A 17,292-nucleotide genomic window follows, 5' to 3' on the forward strand; every position below is an offset into this window, starting at 1 on the left:
CGACCCTCGACCCTCGGCCCTCGGCCCCACAGCGTCACTGGCCGTGATGAACGCCGCAGCGAGCGCCCCGACCCTGCGTCTGTTGGGCTGGCTCGCAGTACCGTTGCTGCCGGCACTACTAGGCTTTCAGGCGATGTGCTGGTGAATTTTCCGAGGACGAACCGAGGGTAGGGCGCTGGTGTACTGGTGAACCGCCGGCCCTTCGACCCGCGTCTGCTACGCCGGGTCCCCGCTGCCCGGGGTGACCTGGCCCTGCTGGGGTTCCTCGGGGTACTCGCCGCCGGGTTGGTCGTGGCGCAGGCCACCGCCCTGGCCACCCTGCTGGCCGCCGCCTTCACCGGTGAACTGAACCGCCCCGCCCTGGCCGGCTTCGTCGCCGCCGTGGCGGCCCGCTCGGTGCTGGTCTGGGCGCAGGGCACGGTGTCGGCGCGGCTGGCCGCCACGGTCAAGGCGGCGCTACGGGCCGACCTGCTCGGCGCGGTCGCCCGGCACGGCCCCGGCTGGGTGGCCGGCCAGCGGGCCGGGCAACTGGCCACCCTCGCCGGGCGCGGGCTGGACGCCCTGGACGCCTACTTCACCGGCTACCTCCCGCAACTGGTGCTCAGCGTCACCGTGCCGATCGCCGTGCTCGGCCGGATCTTCCTGGCCGACTGGAGTTCGGCCGTGATCATCGCGCTGACCCTGCCGCTCATCCCGATCTTCGGGGCCCTGCTCGGTTGGCAGGCCCAGGCCGCCACCGAACGCCAGTGGCGTCGGCTGTCCCGACTCGGCGGACATTTCCTGGACATGGTGGCCGGGTTGCCCACCCTGCGCGCCTTCGGCCGGGCAAAGGCCCAGACCGACGCGGTACGCCGAATGGCCGACGGCCACCGGGTAGCCACCATGAAGACCCTGCGGATCGCTTTCCTCTCCGCCCTGGTGCTCGAACTGGTCGCCACCCTGTCCGTGGCACTGGTCGCGGTGCCGGTGGGCATCCGGTTGCTCGGTGGCGGGCTGACCCTCCAGATCGCGCTGCTGGTGCTGCTGCTGACTCCGGAGGCGTACCTGCCGCTGCGGGCGGCCGGCAGCCGATTCCACGCCAGCATGGAGGGGCTCACCGCCCTGGACGAGGCCTTCACCCTGACCGGCGCCGCGCCGGCTCCGACGACCCGCCCCGGGGTGTCGCCGGACGGGCGCGGCGAGATCAGGTTCGAGTCGGTGACGGTCGCCTACGACCGTACGGTGGCCCTGCGGGAGGTCTCGCTGACCATCCGGCCCGGGGAGCGGATCGCGATCATCGGGCCCAGCGGTGCCGGCAAGAGCACCCTGCTGGGCCTGCTGCTCGGCTTCGTCACCCCGACCCGCGGCCGGGTGACCGTGGGCGGGGTGGACCTCGCCGAGGCCGACCTCGACGGCTGGCGTCGGCAGGTGGCCTGGGTGCCGCAGCGCGCCCACCTGTTCGCCGCCTCCCTGGCCGACAACATCCGCCTCGGGACCCCTGAGGCCCCCGCGACCGCTGTCGAGAAGGCGGTCAGCGACGCCGCCCTGGACGAGGTGATCGCCGCCCTGCCCGACGGCCTGGACACCCTGCTCGGTGAGCGGGGGCACGGCCTGTCCAGCGGGCAGCGGCAGCGGGTGGCCCTGGCCCGGGCCTTCCTGCGGGACGCCCCGGTGGTGCTGCTCGACGAACCCACCGCCCGGCTGGACTCCGCCGCCGAGGCGGCCGTGTTGTCGGCCACCCACCGGCTGGTGGCCGGTCGTACCGCCCTGCTGGTCGCGCACCGGCCCGCACTGCTCGCCGACGCCGACCGCATCCTGCGGGTAGAGGACGGCCGGGTGACCGAGTTGACCCCCCAGCCGACCGGGGAGGGCCGATGAGCGCGAAGAGGTCCCTGCGGGCCGGTAGCGCCACGCCGGAGTTGGTGGTGCTGCGGCTGGCCCGGCCGTACCTGAATCGGCTGATCGGTGCCGGCCTGCTGGCGGCGGTCACCGAGTTCGCCGCGCTGGCCCTGATGGCGACGGCCACCTGGCTGTTGATGGCGGCTGCCGGTCAGCCGCCGCTGGACCGGCTGACGGTGGCGATCGTCGCGGTACGGGCCCTGGCCGTCAGCCGGGGCGTGCTGCGCTACACCGAACGGCTGGCCGGCCACGACGCGGTGCTGCGGCTCGTCACCGATGTGCGGACCCGGGTCTTCGCCACCCTGGCCGCCCGACGCGGTGCGCCACCGCGCACCGGCGACGCGCTGAGCCGGCTGGTCTCCGACGTGGAGGCGGTGCAGGACCTGCTGCTGCGGGTCGTCGTGCCGGGCGCGGCGGCCGGTCTGGTGAGCGTGCTGGCGGTCGGGCTGACCGCCCTCGTCTCGCCCTCGGCCGCCCTGGTGCTGGCCGCCGGGCTGCTGGTGGCCGGGGTGGCCCTGCCGGCGCTGGCCACCGCGTTGACCCGACGAGCCGCCGACGAGGTGGCACCGCTGCGGGGTGCGCTCGCCGCCGACGCGGTCGACCTGACCCACGGTGCGGCCGACCTCGCCGCCTTCGGTGCTACCGGGACCGCCCTCGACGCGGCGCGGCGCCGTGCCGGCCAGTTGGCCCGGTTGGAACGTCGACTGGCCGTACGCGGCTTCGCCGTGGACGCCGCCGGGGTGCTGGTGGCCGGGCTGACCGCCGGTGCGGTGGTGTTCGTGGCCCTTCGCGTCGGAGTGAACGGGGTGCTCATCGGTGTGCTGGCGGTCGGCACCCTGGCCGCCGTGGAGATCGCCCTGGCCCTGGTCGGTGCGGCCCGGCAGTGGACCGCCCTCCGGGCCGGCCTGGCCCGGATCGCCCCGCTCATCACCGACGCCGCCGAGCACACCCCCGGCACCCCGACACCAGGCGCCGACACATCGAAGGCGGACATCGGTCCGGCGATCACCGACGGTGCCACGACCGAAGCGGGCCGGACGGGAGCCGAGCGCACTCTGCCCGAAGCAGCCCCGGCGGCCCCCAGGGCCCCGTCCGGCGACCGGGGCAGCACTCCTGACCTGCGCTTCAACCAGGTAACCGTGCGCTACCGCGAAGGCGCTGCCGCCGCCTTGGACACCTTCGATCTCGACCTGCCGGCGGGGCGACGGGTGGCGGTGGTCGGTCCGAGTGGCGCGGGCAAGAGCACCCTCGCCGCGGTGCTGACCGGTGCGGTGCGTCCGGACGGCGGTCGGGTCACCCTGGACGGGCGTGACCTCGGCGGGTACCCGCCCGAGGAGTTGCCGGCGGTGGTCGGCGGGCTGCTCGCCGAGGCGTACGTCTTCCACGCCACGGTCCGGGAGAACCTGCTGCTCGGTCGTCCCGGCGCTGACGAGCTGGCGCTCTTCGCCGCCGCCGAGGCGGCCGGTCTGGCCGACTGGGTCCGGGAGCAGCCGGAGGGTTGGGAGACAGTCGTCGGCGAGGAGGGCGCGCAACTGTCCGGCGGTCAGCGGCAGCGTCTCGCCTTGGCCCGGGCCCTGCTCGCCGCCCCCGCCGTGCTGGTGCTCGACGAGCCGACCGAAGGGCTCGACCCGGTCGCTGCGGACGAGGTGCTGGCTGGTGCACTCGCCGCCGTTCCCGCCGGGCACTCCGTGTTGGTGATCTCCCATCGACTCAGCGGTCTCGCCGGGCTGGACGAGATCGTGGTGCTGGACGCGGGCCGGATCATCCAGCGTGGCCGGCACGCGGAGCTGATCGCGGCCCCCGGCTGGTACCAGGAACAGTGGCGGTTGCAACAGGCTGCTGAGCACGGCTACCTGGCGGTTTCCGGCTGACCTCAGGGCATTTCCCGGACGGCGGGCCGGCCGCCCGGCTGGCAGCATGGAGCCATGCCGGTCGGTGATGACGTGTTGGTCGAGGAGCACCTACGGCAGTTGGCCGCCCGGCTGCACGGGCCACGCCGGCTGCGCGCGGATCTGCTCACCGAGGCCCGGCACGGGCTGCTGGACGCCGTCGAGGCGTACCGGGATGGTGGTCTGTCGGCCGACGAGGCGGCTCGACGGGCGGTGGCCGAGTTCGGTACGCCCGAGCAACTGGTGCCGGCGTACCAGGCCGAACTGGCGGTGGCCGCCCTGCGCCGGCTGGCGCTGTGGATCGTCGCCTTCGCCGGGGTCGCCGCGATCGCCGGTGATCTGACCTGGCACGGGTCGAGCTGGAGCGACGGCCCTCCGCCGCCGGCCGGTTACCTGCTGCTGTCCTGGTCGGTCGACGTGATCTGGACCGCGGCGTTCCTGTTCGGCGCGGCCGGTCTGGTGTTGGTGGCGATGACCGGGCGGTCCTCCCGGCCCGGGTTCACCATCGCGGCGCACACCGTGGGTGTCCTGCTGACCGGCGTCGCCGTGCTGGGGGCGGTGGCCGGGGTGTCACTCTTCGGCTGGTCGATCGTGTTGTGGGACGCGGCCCTCACCTGGCCACCGATGATCGTCGGGATGGTGGTCGCAGGGGCGGCGCATCTCTGGCTGGGCCGGGCCGCGCACACCTGGCTGCTGGCCGCCCGGCGGTTGGCCACCCGGTAGTGGTGCGTCTCCCCCATGCTCCAGATCACCCGCGGTGATCAGCCCGATGCCGCCGAGGGTGGGTTGGCGTCCAGGACCCGCCCGACGGTCGCGGCGAATTCGCGCCACCCCGCTCGCTGCTCGGCCAGGGTGCGCCGACCGGCGTCGGTCAACTCGTACGTCCGCCGCTCCCGACCGTTGACGGTGCTCCAGACGCTGGCCACATGCCCGGCCCGCTCCAGCCGACGCAACGCCGGGTAGACCGTGCCGGTGGGCAGATCCAGCCGGCCGTTGCTGCGGGCCCGCAGCGCCTCGATGATGGCGTAGCCGTGCAGGGCGCCCCGTTCCAGCACGGCGAGCAGCAGAGAGTCGAGGTGACCGTGCAGCGCCTGGGCGTTCATGTGTAGAAACGCTACTTGTTGGACGACACCCCCGCCACCGGGGCGGGCACCGGTCACCCAGCGCAGCCAACTAGGGTATGTGCCCAGAGTCACTCGCCGGCACCCGAGCCGGTGGGTGGGCAGCCCGACGCACACGGAGGTCACCGTGGCCCGCCAGTCGCCTCAACGGCCGGACGCCGACGAGCCCGAGCTCGATGACACGACCGGCCCCGCCGAGCCGGACGCCACCGACGAGTCGGAGGCCACCACCGCCGATTCCGGTGCATCGCGCGCCCTCTGGGAGGAGCTGCGGATCGACCCGGTGGAGATCGCCCTGCCCGCCGGCACCGGCTACACCCTGCGGGCGTACCGGCCGGCCAATGAGCTGACCCCGACCGATGTCGCCGAGCGTGACGCCGACGACCCCTTCCTGGCCCGCCGCCAGGTGGTCGAGGCCGAGGAGGAGGACGACGAGGACGTCGTCATCCTCGACGAGGAGGTCGCCCGGGAGTTCGCCGAGAGCGAGGACGAGGAGAAGCGGGCCAAGGCCGGCGACACCGACGCCAAGGACTCCGGCGAGGACGACAAGGAAGACTCCGACGCCAAGGCCACCGACGAGGCCGGCGACGAGGAGGTGCCGATCTTCCTCAGTCACCGGGGACGGTTGCTGCTGTTCAAGACCCCCGAGTCGTTGGTGAGTTTCGTTCGCTCCGGGGCCCCGAACGACCTTTCTCAGCTGGACAGCTGGAATGAATTGTCCGAACGGGTGGAACCGGCCGACATCGCGCCCCGCGACGAGGACATCTACGAGCTCGACCTCGTGGTGGAGAACCTGCGCGGTGGGCACGACACCTGGGACCCGACCCTGCTCATCGAGGCCGGGGAGGTCGCCCGGGACCTGTCGTACGCGCTGCGCCTGCCCGCCGTGCTCGACATGCTCTCCGCCGGCTCCAGCCTCGATGACCTGGACGAAGCGTTGCGGGCCTCGGCCAACGGCGGGATCGGCGGTTTCCTGGGGCGTCGCCGGCTGAAGAAAATCGGGGCACAAACCGCAAGTCTCGGCTGGCGGACGATTGTCGGAAAGATCTCTGCGGTCGTGGACTGGCGCGACTGAGCCACACCAGGGAGCATCAGTCTCTGGCAGAGCTAAGCCCTGTGTCCCGGGAGGAGGACGACGCCGTGGCGCTCGTGCGCGTGTACTGCGGTCTGGCCTCGGTCGATCCGGCCGACCGACCGGCCTCGGCCGGATCGACGCTGACGTCCGCTGTGGTCGACGACGCGGGCCGGCTGCTGCACGTCTGCGAGGTCGGCGACGACCCGGCGGGCTACGCCCGGCTGGTCACCCTGCTCGTGGACCGCTCCGGCGGGCCGAGCGGAGCGGCGATCGCCGCCGACACCGACGACCACACCGTCACCTCACTGCTCAGCGCTGCGGGCCGTCCGTTGGCGATCGCGGATGACGACTCGGTGGACGACTTCGCCGAGCGGTTCGCCGACGACGACTCGATCGAGGAGATGCAGTCTCCGCCGGCCGTCCGGCGGGCGGTCGGCCTGGCTCGTGCCCTTCAGGCCGGTGCCCTTTCGGCCGTCACCCTGCCGGCCCCCCGGGACCTGGCCGGCTACAAGCAGATACTCGCCGCGCACGCCGCGCTGACCAGTGGTCGACACTCCGCCGCAGTGGCCCTGCGTGAGGTGCTGCGTGAGCTGTACCCGGCCGCCCTGCGCGCCTTCCCCGACCCGGCGGAGTCGATCCCGCTGGCGGTGCTGGAGGCGCTACCCGAGCCGAGCATGCTCACCGACGCCGGTCGGGACGCCGCCGTCACGGCCGACGCCGTCACCGCCCAACTCGCCGCCGACGGGGTGGGCGACCCGGCCGCGATCGACGAGGCGGTCACCGCGCTACGGGTGGCCATCTCCGAGACTCCCCGCCGGTCCACTGTCAACCGGGCCCTGACCTCGGCCGCCGCCGAGACCATCCGGCAGACGGTCGCCAGTGTGCGGGCCTGCGATGCCGGCTGCGAGGCGCTTGTCGGGGCACTGCACGCCCGCGCCGGCGGCCCGGCCCAGGCCACCAGCCCGGCCCCGGTCAGCGGACGTCGAGCCGCCGCCCGGCGCGGCGAGCCGGTCGGCGAACTGGCCACCACCGCCAGCGCAGCTGGCCTGCGGGCCGTACGCCCCACCGGCCCGGAACCGGCCGGCGGACGCCGAGCCCGTCCCGAGCCCCTGCCGGGCAGCGCCGCACCGCCGGCACCCCGGCCGACGGGCCCTCCGCCGGTGGCACCCGCCCCGGTCACCCCACCGCCGGTCGCACCGCCGCCGGTCACCCCGGCCCCGATCGTCCCGGCTGCGGTAGCCGGACCCCCCGTCTCGGCGCCGCCCGCGCGTCCCGAGTCCGCCGGATCCCGGTTCGAGGGGCCCTCGAACCGGCCGGTCTCCACCCCACCCCCGCCGCCCGGGATCACTCCGATCGCGCCGGCGCCACGCGGCTCGATCCCACCCGCAGAGGCCGGCGAGCCGTTCCGGCCGACCCTCACCACCGCGGCGATCAACAGCGCCCGGGCGGAACGTCAGCGCACCGTCATCCCGCCCCGGCCGAAGACCAACGCCGCCCCGCCGGCCCCGACGCCGGGATTCAGCCCCACCGACCTCAACGTGCCGGTGCCGACCCCCCGGCCCGGGCAGGAGCCGGCCGCACCCGGGTCGCGCGCCAACTGGCCGTTGGTCAACAACCCGGAGAACCCCGCCGACACCCCGGCCCGCAATCCTGGCGGGTACGACGACCGCAACCGGGAAGTCGGCGCCGAGGCCGGGCCGGAACTGACCCCGGAACGCCGGGTGACCCCACCCTGGCTCGCCGACGACCTGCCGCCGGAGCCTCCGGTGCTGCGGCTCGTCGAGCCGCCGCCGCTGGCCGACCGCGCCTTGCGCAACCCGGACGAGTCGCACCTGGAGAACCCGCCGCTGCGGTTGGTGGACCGGACTCGTGAGGAGCAGCGGGGGAACCTGGCCGAGCGGCTGGACCCGCCGCCGCTGCCGTCGCGCCGACCGGCCCCGCCGATCGAGCACCGGCCCGCGCCGATCTCCGATGAGGGCGACGGTGACCTGCTGATCTTCGCGCAGGCCAAGTCGGCCTGGTTCGTCGGGCACGGCGAGGACGCCGATCTGAACTGGTCGAGCAAGGCCGACACCGGATGGCAGGCCGCCGAGCAGGCCGCCCGCCCGGCGGTGGGCGCCGAGACGGACGCCGGCCTGCCCAAGCGCGTGCCGCAGGCCAACCTGGTGCCCGGTTCCCCGCTGCGCGAGGAGCGTCCACTGCGGATCGTGCGGGACGCGGCCAGCCTGGCCGAGAACACCACCGGCTACTTCCGCGGCTGGCGCCGGGGCCAGGAGATCGGCGGATTCGCCGTCGGTGGACGTCCGGGCCGGGAAGCGGCCGGGGGCTGGGACTTCAGCCGGGACACCGGCGACCGCGACGACGATCGGGAGTACGAGTACCGCTCCGCCGGCTACCGTTCCTGACCGGTCTCGGTCCCTGACCTGACGCCGGGGCCCGCCGAGCCGGTGGCCGTCCACACCCGAGGGTGCGCGGTCACCTCGACGCGGCAACGGCTTTCCGGGTTGGCCGGTCCAACCAAGACGCCACAAGCCACCGTCGGCAACGGACCCCTGAGAGGGGGCGCACGACTCCCCACCCGCCGGAGGATTCACGCGGGCCACCACACCGGCCGGAGCCGCCCGAACCGGCGACAGTGGTGGTTCTTCCTCTACCCGGGTGCCCACTCCGCCACACGGGCGCTCACCGGGCTCCGGCGTGACCGGATGGCTGGAGGGGCGACCCACGGCATCCTCGCCGGGATCGCTGCTGCGCACAGCAACCAGCGCCCGGTGTCGACTCCAGCCGTCACCGGGCGCTGCGAAGCGACTGTCAGGCCGGGGCCACGGCCCGCGAACGACGCATGGTGAGCACGTACTCGACGAGCGAGATCAGCACGTGCTTCGTCGACTCCCGGTTCCGGGCGTCGCAGGCCACGACCGGCACGTCGTTGGAGATCGCGAGGGCCTCGCGGACGTCCTGGGGGTCGTGGTACTGCATGCCGTCGAAGCAGTTGATGGCCACCAGGTAGGGCAGCCGCCGATGCTCGAAGAAGTCGATCGCCGCGAAGCAGTCGGCCAGCCGTCGGGTGTCCACCAGGACCACCGCGCCGATCGCGCCCCGGACCAGCTCATCCCACATGAACCAGAAGCGGGTCTGACCCGGCGTACCGAACAGGTACAGGATCAGGTCACGATCGATCGAGATACGGCCGAAGTCCATGGCCACCGTGGTGGTCGTCTTCCCCGGCACCTGCCGGGTGTCGTCGACGCCCACCCCGGCGGAAGTCATGATGGCCTCGGTGGTCAGCGGCGTGATCTCCGAGACCGAACCGACCAGCGTCGTCTTGCCGACGCCGAATCCGCCGGCGATAACGATCTTCGCCGACGTCACGCGCCCGCTCGGGACCGGCGGCCGGTGCGACATGTCAGAGCCTGCGAAGTCCACTCAGCACCCTCTCCAGCAGTTCAGTGCCCACCGCGTCGTCCGAGTCGTCCAGGATGGTCGGCTCGTGGACCGCGACCAGGCCGTCCGTCGCCATGTCGGCGATGAGCACCCGGGCCACGCCGAGCGGAAGCTGCATCCGCGCCGCGATCTCGGCGAGCGACTGCACGCGTCCGTCACACAGCGCGGCGATGTACTGGTGTTCACGGCCTTGACCGCCGTTGCCAGTGGCAACGGCCCGACCGCGCACCGTCGTCTCGACCAGCGCCTCCAGGGCGATGTCGAGGCGGGGACGGGTACGACCGCGGGTAACGGCGTAGGGACGGACCAACGCACCGGTCGGCTCGTCACGATCCATGTCGCCGCTCACCTCCTTCGTACCCGGCACCGGAACGCACCGGTGCTACCCGTCGTATGCAGTGTTGCCGCCCCGCCCGCCCCACGGCTGGCGCGACGATCAGCCCATCATCCCTACGGCCGTACGTGGCTGCGGAGTCAGGGCGTCACCCACCCGGTCGACGAGCAGGGCCATTTCGTAGCCGACCTGTCCCACGTCGCAGCTGCGGGCCGCGAGCACCGCGAACGACGAACCGTCGGAGATCGACATCAGGAACAGGAAGCCGTTGTCCATCTCGACCACGGTCTGCAACACGGCACCGCCCTCGAAGCACCGTGCGGCGCCCTGGGTCAGGCTGACCAGGCCGGAGGCGATCGCCGCCAGCTGGTCCGCCCGGTCCCGCGGAAGGTCGCGTGACGACGCCAGGAGCAGGCCGTCCGCGGAGACGGCGACCGCGTGGGCGACACCGGGTACCCGATCGGCGAAGTTGGCCAACAGCCAACCGAGATCCTGCGTACTAGTCATCCTTCTTGCTCCTTCTGCCTGCTCCCGGCCACCGGGCCTGAGCCAGACTGCGAGGATTGCGGCCCGCCCGGAGTCCCCTCCGGGCCGGTCGGGTTGCCGTCCGACGGGTGGCTGCGCCCCCGCTGGACACCCCGGTGATAGGCGGAAAGCAGCCCGCGCACCGATTCCGGGTTGCGTCGCTGCACCGAGTTGGTGGGCTTCTCCACCGCGCCCGGAACGAGTTGCGCCATCGGCGTGCGCTTGGGTAGCCCGGTCTGGGTGGTGCCGGCGGCCGGCGCCTGACTGGCGGCGGAGGCCGCCCGCCAGCCGTCGTCGGCCGCAGTCTGCCACACACTCTCCGGCGATGGCGGACGGAAGGCGGGCCGGCTCTCGGCAGCACCGGGGCGCAGGCCGCCGTTCGCTGCGGTGCCGTTCCCACCCGGCCCGCCTGCGGCCGTCGGTGTTTCTGCCATCGGTGCGTTACCTGTCGTCCCGGTCTGGTTCTGCTGGCTGGGCCGACCGGCGGCGTCGACCGTGGAGAACTGCTGGGTCGGTGCCCCGTTCGCCGCCGGCTGGCGGGCACCTGCGGACTCCTCCGGGCCGGACCGGCGGGTACGGAACCACGCCGATTCGAGCTCCCGGAAGATTGGCAGCTCCATCGTCTCATCCGCGTACCGCTGCCGGTTCTGCACCTGCGGCGGGGTGGGGATGGTCGGCGGGACCGGCCTGGCAGGCGGTGCCGACTGTGCTGCCGGACGCGGTACCCGAGGGAGTTCGGTGGTCATGTCCAGCGCTGCGGCCAGCCGCTCCGGCACGGCCGGGGCCTGCGGCTCACCGGCGACCGGCGGCCAGGCCGGTGGCGCCGAGGTCGCCGGGCCGGCCGAGACCGGACGCTGGGGCAACGGGTTACCGGGCGGGGTCGAGACCGGCTGACCGGAGACCGGGGCCGCCGAGACCGGCGGGGCGGAGTACGGCGTGCCCGAGACCGGCGGCGAGGAGACCGGCGGAATCGGTGGTGCCGACACCGCGGGCGGGGCGTACGGCCCGGCCTCGGGGCTGCTCGGCAGCTGACGCGGGATGGCCGGCTGCCCGCCGCCACCCTGCTCCTCGGCGGTCCGCCGCTGCGGCAGCGGATCGGTCTGCTGGCCGTTGGTGGAGCGGGGCGTGAAGCTGTTGGCGCCGCCGGTGACACCACTGGCGCCGGTCAGGTCCGACCAGGCAGGCAGGTTGCCGGCACCGGCCACGGTGGCCGGGTTGCCCGAACCGTTGCGGTTGGCCGGCTCGAAGGGCCGACCACCCAGGGTCACCTGGTTGCCCGAGCCACCGGATCCCGGCGCGGACGCGGCGGGCGTCGCCGGCTCGCTCGGGCCGTTGCCCAGGGCGGGTAGGGCACCGAAGGCGGGGCTCGGTCCGGCCGGGGCGGGCAGTGCGGCGAACTGCGAACTGCGGCCCGAGAGGGCCCGGGGCACCAGCACGGTGGGGGGCAGGGTGACGTCGGCCACAGTGCCGCGATCGGTACCGGGGCGCAGCTCGACCTTGACAACGTGCCGGGAGGCCAGCCGGGCGACCACGACCAGGCCCATCATCCGGGAGACCGCCACGTCCACCTGGGGCGGCGTGGCCAGGCGCTCGTTGAGGTCGGCCAACTGCTCGGGGCTGATCCCGATGCCCCGGTCCTCCACGTAGAGGGAGGCACGGTCGCCGACCCGGCGGGCCTCGACCAGCACCTGCGAATCCGGTGGCGAGAAGGCGGTGGCGTTGTCGAACAGCTCGGCGACGAGGTGCACGAGGTCGTTCACCGCGTGCGCGGCCACCTCGATGTCGCGGTCGATCACCCCGAACTCGATCCGGGTGTAGTGCTCGACCTCCGACTGGGCGGCGCGCAGCACGTCGATCAGTGCGGCCGGCTCACGCTGCACCCGGGTCGAGTCGGCACCGGCGAGGACCAGCAGGTTCTCGTCGTTGCGGCGCATCCGGGTGGCCAGGTGGTCCAGCTGGAACAGCTCGGCCAGCCGGTCCGGGTCCTCCTCGCCGCGCTCCAGCCGGTCGAGGTGCCCGATCAGCCGGTCGACCAGGATCTGCGACCGGCGCGCCAGGTTGACGAACATGGTGGCCACCGATGCCCGCAGGGCGGCCTGCTCGGCGGCGGTACGGACGGCCTCCAGGTGGACCGCGTTGAAGGCCTCGGTCACCTGGCCGAACTCGTCGCGGCTGCGTACCGGCAGCGGCTCGGCGATCTGGTTGGCCAACTGCACCGGGGAGAGTTGCCCGGTGACCTGCGGATCCCGCAGTCGGGCCACGGCCTGGGGCAATCCGTACTGGGCGACGGAGAGCGCACCCTGGCGCAGTTCGCGCAGCGAGCGGGCCATCGAGCGGGCCACCAGGTAGGCCAGGATGATGGCCAGCAGCAGCATGCTCAGCAGCAGACCGGTCTCCAGGAACACCCGACGCTGCACGTCGGAGCGGAGTTCGGCGGCCTGGGTCTGCACGTCGGTGTCGAACTTCGCCTCCACCGTACGGATCAGCTTGCCGTTGGCGACCAGCGCGGCGTCCCACTGGTCGGCGTTGAAGGAGACCCCGGAGAGATCCGGCGAGGTGTCGGCGTTGACCTGGCTGATGTAGATCGTGGCCTGCCGGCGGTCACCACCGCCGATGGTCTGGGCGTGGTACTCCGCCTCCTCCTCGGTGGCCACCGAGGTGAAGCTCTGCTGGGCCTGCTGCTGGCCGGTCTCGCTGGCGATGTAGTCCGTCCGCAGGGCGGAGCTCATGCCCCGCTGGAGCGCCCGGTGCACCACGACCCGGCGTACGGAGAGCCACTCCTTCTCCCGGGCTACGGCAGCCGCTGCCCGCATCCGGTCGCTGAGTTCGTTGTCACCGGCGAGCTGGCTGGCCGAGTCGCGGATGGTGAGCAGCTGGTTGATCAGCTCGTCGTAGGACTGGAGGGCATCCGTGATCTTGAACTTGCCGTTGAACACCTGACTGCGGGTGCCCGGCAGGTCCGTCAGCCGCCCGTCGATCTGGTTGAGCAGCCCGGCGAGGCTGGCCGGCAGGTCGGTGAGCTCGGACCGCTGCTGGGAGTAGGGGACCTTGAATTCGTCGACCCGGCTCGACACCTCGTTGTAGAGGGCGGTGTACTTCTTCTTCGCTTCCGGCTCGGGCTGCCCCTGCTGCTGCGGCGGCACCCCCAGCAGCAGCACCGCTGCGGTCCGCTCGTCCTGCAAGCCGTCCACCAGGGCGCCGGAGTGGCCGATGAGCTGGGCGAGGTCACCAGCCCGGTTGGCGTCACCCAGCGAATCCAGGTGGTCCAACAGGCCGCTGGTGCCCACGACGACCGTGGCGATGGTCGGCACGATCATGATGAGACCGAGCTTTGACCAGATCGGCATGTCGCGGAGCCGACCAGTCGGCCGGCCCAGACGCGACAGGAAGGAACCTGCCGTCTTCGGCCGTTTGCTCACGTCACCGCCCTCGTGATTGCAGCGTCCGCGTTGCCTCCGGGCAACGCCCAGCAGCCGACCCGGTGGGTCGGACCATCCGAGATTCCATCACGCTCGCCGACAAAGAGAAAGCCCAGGTTGGCCCTAGCTGGCGGTGTGGTGAGATGTTGATGCAATTTGATCGCGGTCCGTCTGTCCGGAGTCACTTAAAGTAATGAGCACCATGCGCCGAGTCGTCCTACTTGCCGGGCCTTCTGGCTCTGGAAAGTCGTACATAGCGCGTCGAACGGGACTTCCAGTCCTCTGCTTGGACGACTTTTACAAGGATGGCGATGACCCTACGTTACCTCGACGGAACGGGCAGATCGACTGGGAATCGCCCGCTTCCTGGGATGCCGCCACTGCCCTCGAGACCATTGCCCAACTGGTTCGTCACGGTCAGGCAGACGTGCCCGTCTATGCCATAAATGAGGATCGCCGGGTGACCACCCGACGATTTGATCTGGCCGATGCGCCACTTTTCGTCGCCGAAGGGATTTTCGCTGCCGAGATCGTCGAGGAATGCCGCCAACGCGGACTGCTCGCCGGGGCGTACGCCCTGCGTCGGCCGCGTGGGGCGACCTTCCTGCGGCGGTTGAGCCGGGATCTCGCCGAGCAGCGCAAGGGCCCCCGGGTGTTGCTGCGGCGCGGGGTGGCTCTGCTGCGCGCCGAGCCGGCCGTGCTGCGCCGGCAGACCGGCCTCGGCGCCGAGGCGGCACGCGGTCGGGAGGTGCTGCGCCGGGTGGCCCGCCTGCGCGCCGCCGGTCACCCGCCCGCGCGATGAGGCCAGACCCCGGCTCTCACCCCAGCAGCTTCGCGTACGCCGGCTTGATCACCTCGTCGATGATCTGAAGTCGCTCGTCGAAGGGGATGAAGGAGCTCTTCATCGCGTTGATGGTGAACCACTGCAACTCGCGCCAGCCGTAGCCGAAGGCGTCGCAGAGCAGGGCCATCTCCCGGGAGAGCGAGGTGCCGCTCATCAACCGGTTGTCGGTGTTGACGGTCACCCGGAACCGCAGGTCACGGAGCAGTCCGATGGGGTGCTCGGCGATCGAGGCGGCAGCCCCGGTCTGCACGTTCGACGAGGGGCACAACTCCAGCGGGATGCGCTTGTCCCGCACGTACGCGGCCAGCCGACCGAGCACCGGCCGGGCACCGGCGGTGATGTCGTCGACGATGCGGACCCCGTGGCCCAGGCGGTCCGCCCCACACCACTGGATGGCCTGCCAGATGGAGGGCAGGCCGAAGGCCTCACCGGCGTGGATGGTGAAGTGGAAGTTCTCCCGCTGGAGGTATTCGAAGGCGTCCAGGTGCCGGGTGGGCGGAAAGCCGGCCTCCGCTCCGGCGATGTCGAAGCCGACCACCCCGTGGTCGCGGTGCCGCACGGCCAGCTCGGCGATCTCCTGCGACCGGGCCGCGTGCCGCATCGCGGTCAGCAGGGTGCCGACCCGGATCGGGGTACCGGACTCGGCGGCCAGGGCGCTGCCCTCGGCGAAGCCGGCCAGCACCGCCTCGACCACCTGGTCCAGGCTCAGGTCCCGTTCCAGGTGCTGCTCCGGCGCGAACCGCACCTCGGCGTAGACCACTCCGTCGGCGGCCAGGTCGAGGGCGCACTCCCGGGCCACCCGGCGCAGCGCGGCGGGGGTCTGCATCACGGCCACGGTGTGCGCGAAGGTCTCCAGGTAACGCTCCAACGACCCGGAGTCGGCCGCCGCCACGAACCACCGACCCAACTCCTGCGGGTCGGTGGTGGGCAGCGGATGTCCGACCTCGGCGGCCAGGTCGATGATCGTCGCAGGTCGCAGGCCGCCGTCCAGGTGGTCGTGCAGCAGCGCCTTCGGTGCCTTGACGATGTCCTCGTACCGCAGAGTCGTGACCATGCTCTGACCCTAGTACCCTGCGCCGACCCTCCCCAGCAGACGGCGGGGACAATGGCCGGGTGACCGCAGTTGGACCGGATCCCCGGGTCGTCGAGCGCCTGCGTTGCCCGGTCTGCGGCGAAGGACTGACCATCGCCGCCGACACCGGCCAGGCCCTGCGCTGCCCGCGCCGGCACAGCTTCGACATCGCCCGGCAGGGCTACGTCAACCTGCTGACCGGTAGGGCCCCGCACCTCGGCGACTCGACGGAGATGGTCGCCGCTCGGGCCCAGTTCCTGGCCGCCGGCCACTACGACACCATCTCCACCGCCCTGGCCGAGGCCGCCGCGCGCCCGCTTGGCGCAGACGCCGGTACGCAGGCGTACCCCCTGGTGGTGGATGCCGGAGCGGGCACGGGCCGGCACCTCGCGGCGGTGCTGGCGGCGGTGCCGGCGGCGGTCGGTCTGGCGCTGGACATCGCCAAGCCCGCGGTACGCCGGGCCGCCCGGGCGCACCCGCGCGGCAGCGCCGCGCTGGCCGACACCTGGCAGCGTCTGCCGTTGGCGGACGCCTCGGTGGCGCTGCTGCTGAACGTCTTCGCCCCCCGCAACGGACCGGAGTTCCGCCGGGTCCTCGACCCGGCCGGACGGCTGCTGGTGGTAACCCCGACCGCCGAGCACCTGACCGAACTGGTCGACGCCCTGGGCCTGCTGCGGGTCGACCCGGCCAAGGCGGACCGGGTCGCGGCCAGCCTCGGGGACCACTTCGTCGAGGAGTCCACCGCCGTGCACCGGCAGGCGCTGACCCTCTCGCATTCGGAGGTGGCCACCCTGGTCGGCATGGGTCCGAGCGCCTGGCACGCCGACCCGGCGGGGTTGGCCGACCGGATCGGGGCCCTGGGCGAGCCGGTCCGCGTGCGGATGGCGGTTCGGCTAGGGGTGTACCGCCCGCGCTAGGTGGAGAGGTCGACTTCTTCCCAACCCGGTGGCTCGTCGTGGTACGGCCCGCGCAGGATCACCGCCCACTCCAACGCCCACCGTCGTTGGCCGATCGCGTTGGCGTCGACCAGACCGGGCAGCACTCCACCGGCCTGGTCCACCTCCAGGTAGGCCCAGTCCAGGCAGTAGTGCAGGTCCAGCAGGGCCGCCGCGTCCGCCGGATGTTGCGGCGCGGTCAGGATGCGGGAGCGCCACTGCGGGAAGGTCTCCCCCTCGACGATGTTCGGCAGGCGCTCCACCAGCCGCTCGTCCACCGCCAGGGTGGGGTCCAGCTGCTTGGTCAGGCCGAGCACCCAGGCCAGCGAGAACACCGCGTCGTGGTGCAGTACGAACGAGCGGTGGTCGCCCTTGGCGCCGGTGACGAACTGGAACTCCGGCGGGGTGACCATCTCCACCAGGTGCGAGGCCAGCAGCCAACTCATCGCCGCCTGGGCCGGCATGCCGAAGCAGCGGGCCAGGATCAGATGCAGCACCGCGATCCGCGCCTCGATCTCCACGGTGGGCCGCAGCTCGACCCGGTCGCCCGGCTCCCACACCAGCGGAAACTGCGGAGGTGGCAGCGGCAGCCCCAGCCGGGAGAGTTCCTCCAGGCTCGCCTCACGCACTTCCCTGGGGTCCGGGGCAGGAACGATCACAGCAAGATCCCTGTCTGCTAACGGCCTCGCGGCGCCGACGGTCCCCCTGGCCTGCGAGGATAGCGGCCCGAATGGTCGCCCACCATGGGGTCGAGCG

General features: G+C 72.6%; 14 protein-coding genes. 7 read left to right on the plus strand and 7 right to left on the minus strand.

Annotated elements, in window-relative coordinates; all coding sequences use genetic code 11:
• Positions 1-186: 186 nt before the first annotated feature.
• The 3 genes from cydD to ACLQ2T_RS08525 are packed head-to-tail and all read left to right on the plus strand — an operon-like array spanning position 187 to position 4,490.
• A complete protein-coding gene (gene cydD / locus ACLQ2T_RS08515) occupies positions 187-1,857 on the plus strand; it encodes a thiol reductant ABC exporter subunit CydD (protein ID WP_425765438.1) in 1,671 nt (556 codons plus the stop codon).
• The gene (gene cydC / locus ACLQ2T_RS08520) at positions 1,854-3,749 is read left to right on the plus strand and encodes a thiol reductant ABC exporter subunit CydC (protein WP_425765439.1); all 1,896 of its coding nucleotides are present in this window, start codon (positions 1,854-1,856) and stop codon (positions 3,747-3,749) included. Before cydD ends, cydC begins: the two co-directional genes overlap by 4 nt.
• 54 nt (positions 3,750-3,803) lie before the next feature.
• The gene (locus tag ACLQ2T_RS08525; RefSeq protein WP_425765440.1) at positions 3,804-4,490 is read left to right on the plus strand and encodes a permease prefix domain 1-containing protein; all 687 of its coding nucleotides are present in this window, start codon (positions 3,804-3,806) and stop codon (positions 4,488-4,490) included.
• A 38-nt stretch (positions 4,491-4,528) separates the two neighbouring features.
• Here the strand turns inward: ACLQ2T_RS08525 and ACLQ2T_RS08530 are convergent, their stop codons facing one another.
• Positions 4,529-4,870 (minus strand): PadR family transcriptional regulator, encoded by a 342-nt coding sequence (locus ACLQ2T_RS08530; protein WP_425765441.1) that lies wholly within the window; start codon positions 4,868-4,870, stop codon positions 4,529-4,531.
• A 115-nt stretch (positions 4,871-4,985) separates the two neighbouring features.
• Between ACLQ2T_RS08530 and ACLQ2T_RS08535 the strand changes: the two genes are divergently transcribed.
• Positions 4,986-5,963, plus strand: a complete 978-nt coding sequence (locus ACLQ2T_RS08535; RefSeq protein ID WP_425765442.1) for a DNA primase — start codon at positions 4,986-4,988, stop codon at positions 5,961-5,963.
• 41 nt (positions 5,964-6,004) lie between these two features.
• Entirely contained in the window at positions 6,005-8,368 is a 2,364-nt protein-coding gene (locus ACLQ2T_RS08540; protein WP_425765443.1) for a transposase, read from the plus strand.
• Positions 8,369-8,774: 406 nt separating this feature from the next.
• Here the strand turns inward: ACLQ2T_RS08540 and ACLQ2T_RS08545 are convergent, their stop codons facing one another.
• The 4 genes from ACLQ2T_RS08545 to ACLQ2T_RS08560 form a co-directional block, all read right to left on the minus strand.
• Positions 8,775-9,368, minus strand: coding sequence for a GTP-binding protein (locus tag ACLQ2T_RS08545; RefSeq protein WP_327022793.1), 594 nt, complete (start codon positions 9,366-9,368; stop codon positions 8,775-8,777).
• Position 9,369: 1 nt separating this feature from the next.
• The gene (locus ACLQ2T_RS08550) at positions 9,370-9,744 is read right to left on the minus strand and encodes a DUF742 domain-containing protein (RefSeq protein ID WP_013731522.1); all 375 of its coding nucleotides are present in this window, start codon (positions 9,742-9,744) and stop codon (positions 9,370-9,372) included.
• A 99-nt stretch (positions 9,745-9,843) separates the two neighbouring features.
• Entirely contained in the window at positions 9,844-10,248 is a 405-nt protein-coding gene (locus ACLQ2T_RS08555) for a roadblock/LC7 domain-containing protein (RefSeq protein ID WP_013731521.1), read from the minus strand.
• The gene (locus ACLQ2T_RS08560; RefSeq protein ID WP_425765444.1) at positions 10,245-13,685 is read right to left on the minus strand and encodes a nitrate- and nitrite sensing domain-containing protein; all 3,441 of its coding nucleotides are present in this window, start codon (positions 13,683-13,685) and stop codon (positions 10,245-10,247) included. The genes ACLQ2T_RS08555 and ACLQ2T_RS08560 overlap by 4 nt, the downstream gene beginning before the upstream one ends.
• 460 nt (positions 13,686-14,145) lie before the next feature.
• Here ACLQ2T_RS08560 and ACLQ2T_RS08565 point away from each other — a divergent pair, with 460 nt between their 5' ends.
• Positions 14,146-14,487: a hypothetical protein gene (locus ACLQ2T_RS08565; RefSeq protein ID WP_425765445.1), complete on the plus strand. Its 342-nt coding sequence runs from the start codon at positions 14,146-14,148 to the stop codon at positions 14,485-14,487.
• Between the two features lie 16 nt (positions 14,488-14,503).
• Here the strand turns inward: ACLQ2T_RS08565 and ACLQ2T_RS08570 are convergent, their stop codons facing one another.
• Positions 14,504-15,583 carry an adenosine deaminase gene (locus ACLQ2T_RS08570; RefSeq protein WP_425765446.1) on the minus strand — a complete coding sequence of 360 codons (1,080 nt, stop codon included), beginning with the start codon at positions 15,581-15,583 and terminating at the stop codon, positions 14,504-14,506.
• Positions 15,584-15,642: 59 nt separating this feature from the next.
• On the opposite strand from ACLQ2T_RS08570, the gene ACLQ2T_RS08575 reads away from it, so the two are divergent.
• Complete coding sequence (locus ACLQ2T_RS08575; RefSeq protein ID WP_425765447.1) at positions 15,643-16,518, plus strand: putative RNA methyltransferase; 876 nt, start codon at positions 15,643-15,645, stop codon at positions 16,516-16,518.
• On the opposite strand, the gene ACLQ2T_RS08580 is transcribed toward ACLQ2T_RS08575, so the two are convergent.
• Positions 16,515-17,195: a DUF4272 domain-containing protein gene (locus ACLQ2T_RS08580; RefSeq protein WP_425765448.1), complete on the minus strand. Its 681-nt coding sequence runs from the start codon at positions 17,193-17,195 to the stop codon at positions 16,515-16,517. The two genes, ACLQ2T_RS08575 and ACLQ2T_RS08580, sit on opposite strands and share 4 nt — an antisense overlap.
• Positions 17,196-17,292: the final 97 nt, after the last annotated feature.

Source organism: Micromonospora sp. DT229 (assembly GCF_049844505.1).
GTDB lineage: Bacteria > Actinomycetota > Actinomycetes > Mycobacteriales > Micromonosporaceae > Micromonospora.